Below are 3,596 nucleotides of genomic sequence, written 5' to 3'. Positions count from 1 at the left end.
CGCCCCCGAGGTCGGCTCGATCAGGCCGATCACCATCAGGATCGTCGTGCTCTTCCCCGCGCCGTTCGGCCCGAGGAGCCCGAAGACCTCGCCCTCGGGGATATCGAGGCAGAGATCGTCGACGGCAGGCACGTCATTATAGACCTTCGTCAGATGTTCGCATCGTATCATGGCTTCCCAGTCCTTTTTTTTGGATTGTGGAGATCCATGGCGCCCCTTTTATAAAACGATTCTGTGCAGAACGTCTATCTGTCGGGAAAGGTACGGCTGACACAAAAAAAAGAGGAGGAGAAAGATCAACGGCGCTGGTACTTTCTGAAGTAGTACCAGACCCCGCCCGCGATGCCGGCGAGCATGAGAAGACCCAGGATCGCGGCAAAGGACTGCTCCTTCACGACGATCCTGAAGTCGTCGCTCTGCTCGCCCTGGTCCGAGACCGCCTTCAGCGTCACCTTGTACTCGGAGGCGACGATATTCGGCGGCGGCACCACCTTGACGTTCACCTTCTTCGACTCGCCCGGCTGGAGACTCGTGATATTCGTCGGCGTCACCGTCGCCTTCCAGCCCTGCGGCGCGCTCACCTCGAAGTGGATCCCGGTCAGGGCACCGGCATTGCCGATGTTCCGCACCGAGGCGTCGAATTCGAGGGTCTCACCCATGTTCGCCTCATAGCGGTACCTGTCCGCGGAGAGCCTCATCTCATAACTCCCGCTGATCTTCGCCGTCAGGTCCTCGGTATAGGAGTCGGACGAAGACTCGATGACAGCATTGAAGGAATAGTCGCCGACCTTCGTGCCGTACGGCGGGATCGCCTCCAGGAAGAGGGACTTATCCTCTCCGGCAGGGACCAGGATCTCCGAGATGTCGCTCGTATCCGCGGCGCTCTCCTTGTACCTGGCATACCAGCCCTCGGGGAGACCGTCAGTCGAGAGACGGTAGGTGTCGTCGGCCTTCCCGACATTCCGCAGCTTCATCTCGAAGGTCGGGTTCCTTCCTGCCGGCGTCGTGATCAAGGAGGACTTCACCGTCACCTCGGCCGCGTACGAGGACTTGTCCAGCATTACCGTGCCGGCGTCGACCGTGATCCCGCACTTCACCTTCACGTCCTTCTTCTCGACAGAAAGGAAGCCCGGTTTCGTGACGACCAGGCGGTAGACGTCCTGGGGGAGACCGGTACTGATCCGGCCGTCGGCCGTCGTCATCACCCTGTCGAAGGCCTCGTGTTCATTCCCGCGGTAGACCTCGATCGTCGCACCCTTCACCTTCTCCCCGCCCTTGTCCGTCACCAGGAGGTTAAGAGTGCCGAGTTCGCCGGTGTGCGTCTTCGAGATGCTCACATGGAGCCAGATCGAGCCGTCGCCGATATGCACCTTTACCGGGTAGTCGCCGACAGGCGTGTCCGCCGCCGTCTCCACCTCAAGGGTGACGGTCTTCGACCCGCCTGGCGGGATGGAGACACGGTTCACCTCGGTCTTGCCGTCGACAAAACGCATCTCCCAGTTCCTGCTCCCGACAAAGTTCTCGGTCCACAGTTTGATCTGATCGCCGCTCGTCGCCGCGGCCCCGTTGTTCGCCGCGGTGAGGGAGAAAGTCGCTGTCTCCCCGGCCTCGACAACCTGACCGGGGAAGTCACAGGTGACCGAGACCGTCCCGGACGCCGCCCCGTCCGCCGCCGCCACAGGCAGAACCGTTGCGGCGAGCATCAGGAGAGCAAGGAGGAGGGCGGGAACCCGTGTTCCAGCGCTCATCTCACGTCCTCCCGCATGAACCGCACCCACGCAAGCCCGAAGAAGAGGGCGGGCGTGATGATCAGCGCGGCGATGTTCTTTGCCATGTCGCCGAGGAGGGCGAAGAGCGCGGAGAACCCGTCCTGCGGTATCTCATCGTCGGCAGATATCGGGTCGTAACTGTTCTTCATCATCTGCGCCATTTGCGGGTTGGTCACGGCAAGGGCCAGTCTCTGGTAGTTGCTCGTCGGCGAGAGGAGAGAGACGGCATCGTTGACCGCCTGCCTCTGCTCCCAGTAGGCCCGCGACTTCTCCTCGTACTCCTGCCAGGCCTCGTCGACCTCCGGGTCGCTCTTCACGCCCTCAACATCGATCGCCACCGCCGACGATACGTACACGCCTCCTCCACCATACCGTATCATGGAGGAGGTTTCCGGGGGATCGGGGGGCTGGCCGAAGACCGCCGTGTATACCGACCCGTACGTGAAGATCGGGAGGAGGGACGAGAGCACGATCATGATGATCAGGGTGTAGATGATCGCGCTCCCGCTGTCCTTCGCGACCGTCGACATGAAGAGGGCGATCGCGAAGAACGAGAAGACGAGCAGGAACGAGAGCGCTCCGAAGAGGAACATCCGCACCGTCTCCTCGAAGTTCGGGACGATCCCGAAGAGAAGCATGATCGCCAGGGAGATGACGAGCACGATCCCCATCGCCAGGGCAATCGCCGCCACGCCGCCGAGGGCCTTCCCGTTGATCACCTCGTCCCGGTAGATCGGGTGCGAGAGGAGGATCTTCAGGGACTTGCTCTCTTTCTCCCGCGTGATCAGGTCAAAGCCCATCGCGATCCCGAGGATCACGCCGATCGTCGTCATCAGGGTGGTCATCTCGTTGAAGGCCGAGAGGATCGTCGGTTTCCAGGAGAAGTACGAATGCGACTCGAACTCGTCGTCCGAGACCGCGGCCTGGTTCTTGTTGTAGTCGTCAAGCTGTTTCTGGTACTCGACAGCCCCGCCGATGAGGCCGATGACCGCGATGACCAGGAAGACCCCGAAGATGAGGTGGAACTTCCTGCTCTGCAGGTGGTCGCGGAACTCCTTCCCTGCGATCACCTTCAGTCCTGCCGATCTCATGACGTCGCCTCCTCGTGATAGTAAGAGAGGAAGACGTCCTCGATGTCTGGTTCGTCGCGTTCAAGGCGCCGGATCCCTGCGGGACCGACGGCCGCGGCGATATCGTCGCTGATGTCGGTCTCCGCAACGAGCCGCGCCGCATGGTGGCCGTCCGCGTACTCCGCGGAGATGAGGGACGGGTGGGAGAACTCGGGCATCGGCGCCTTCGTCTCGACCCGGATGATCACGTGGCCGCTCTCGCCGCCGGCGCGGGCGAGGTCTTCCCACCGACCCGAGGCGACGAGTCTCCCGTGCGCAAGGATGCCGGCGGACGTGCAGACCTTGCTCACCTCGGAGAGGATATGCGAGGAGACGAGCACCGTCGTCCCGTTCTCGGCCGTCTCACGGATGATCCGCCGGTAGTCGGCGACGCCCTGAGGGTCAAGGTTCGCCGTCGGTTCGTCCAGGATCACGGCCTTCGGTTCGTTGATCAGGGCCTTTGCGATACCGAGACGCTGCCGCATACCCTTCGAGTACCCCCCGACGACCTTCGTCACGCCGTCCAGGCCCACCAGGGAGAGGAGGTCGGGGATACGCGTCCGCCGCGTCGCAGCATCCATGCCATAGAGCTTCGCCGAATAGTCCAGGTTTTCTTCCGCACTGAGGGTCGCGTAGAAGCCCACGTCCTCGGGCATGTACCCGATCTTCTTCTTCACCTCGATCGGGTTGGTGGCCACCTCCGTCCCGTCGATATAGC

At 62.3% G+C, this 3,596-nt stretch carries 4 protein-coding genes; all 4 read right to left on the bottom strand.

What is annotated here, in order from left to right:
* Positions 1-171 (bottom strand): ATP-binding cassette domain-containing protein (locus MEFOE_RS13180; protein ID WP_153016006.1); only part of this gene is annotated, 171 nt, incomplete at its 3' end.
* 125 nt (positions 172-296) lie between these two features.
* The gene (locus MEFOE_RS13175; protein ID WP_067047140.1) at positions 297-1,748 is read right to left on the bottom strand and encodes an NEW3 domain-containing protein; all 1,452 of its coding nucleotides are present in this window, start codon (positions 1,746-1,748) and stop codon (positions 297-299) included.
* Positions 1,745-2,860, bottom strand: coding sequence for an ABC transporter permease (locus tag MEFOE_RS13170; RefSeq protein ID WP_067047143.1), 1,116 nt, complete (start codon positions 2,858-2,860; stop codon positions 1,745-1,747). Before MEFOE_RS13170 ends, MEFOE_RS13175 begins: the two co-directional genes overlap by 4 nt.
* The coding region (locus MEFOE_RS13165) for an ABC transporter ATP-binding protein (RefSeq protein WP_067053355.1) at positions 2,857-3,596 on the bottom strand (740 nt) is incomplete at its 5' end. The genes MEFOE_RS13165 and MEFOE_RS13170, both read right to left, overlap by 4 nt.

It is taken from the genome of Methanofollis ethanolicus (assembly GCF_001571385.1).
GTDB lineage: Archaea > Halobacteriota > Methanomicrobia > Methanomicrobiales > Methanofollaceae > Methanofollis > Methanofollis ethanolicus.
Note: the sequence above shows the minus strand (reverse complement) of the source record. Positions and strands in the feature narration are given on the sequence as shown.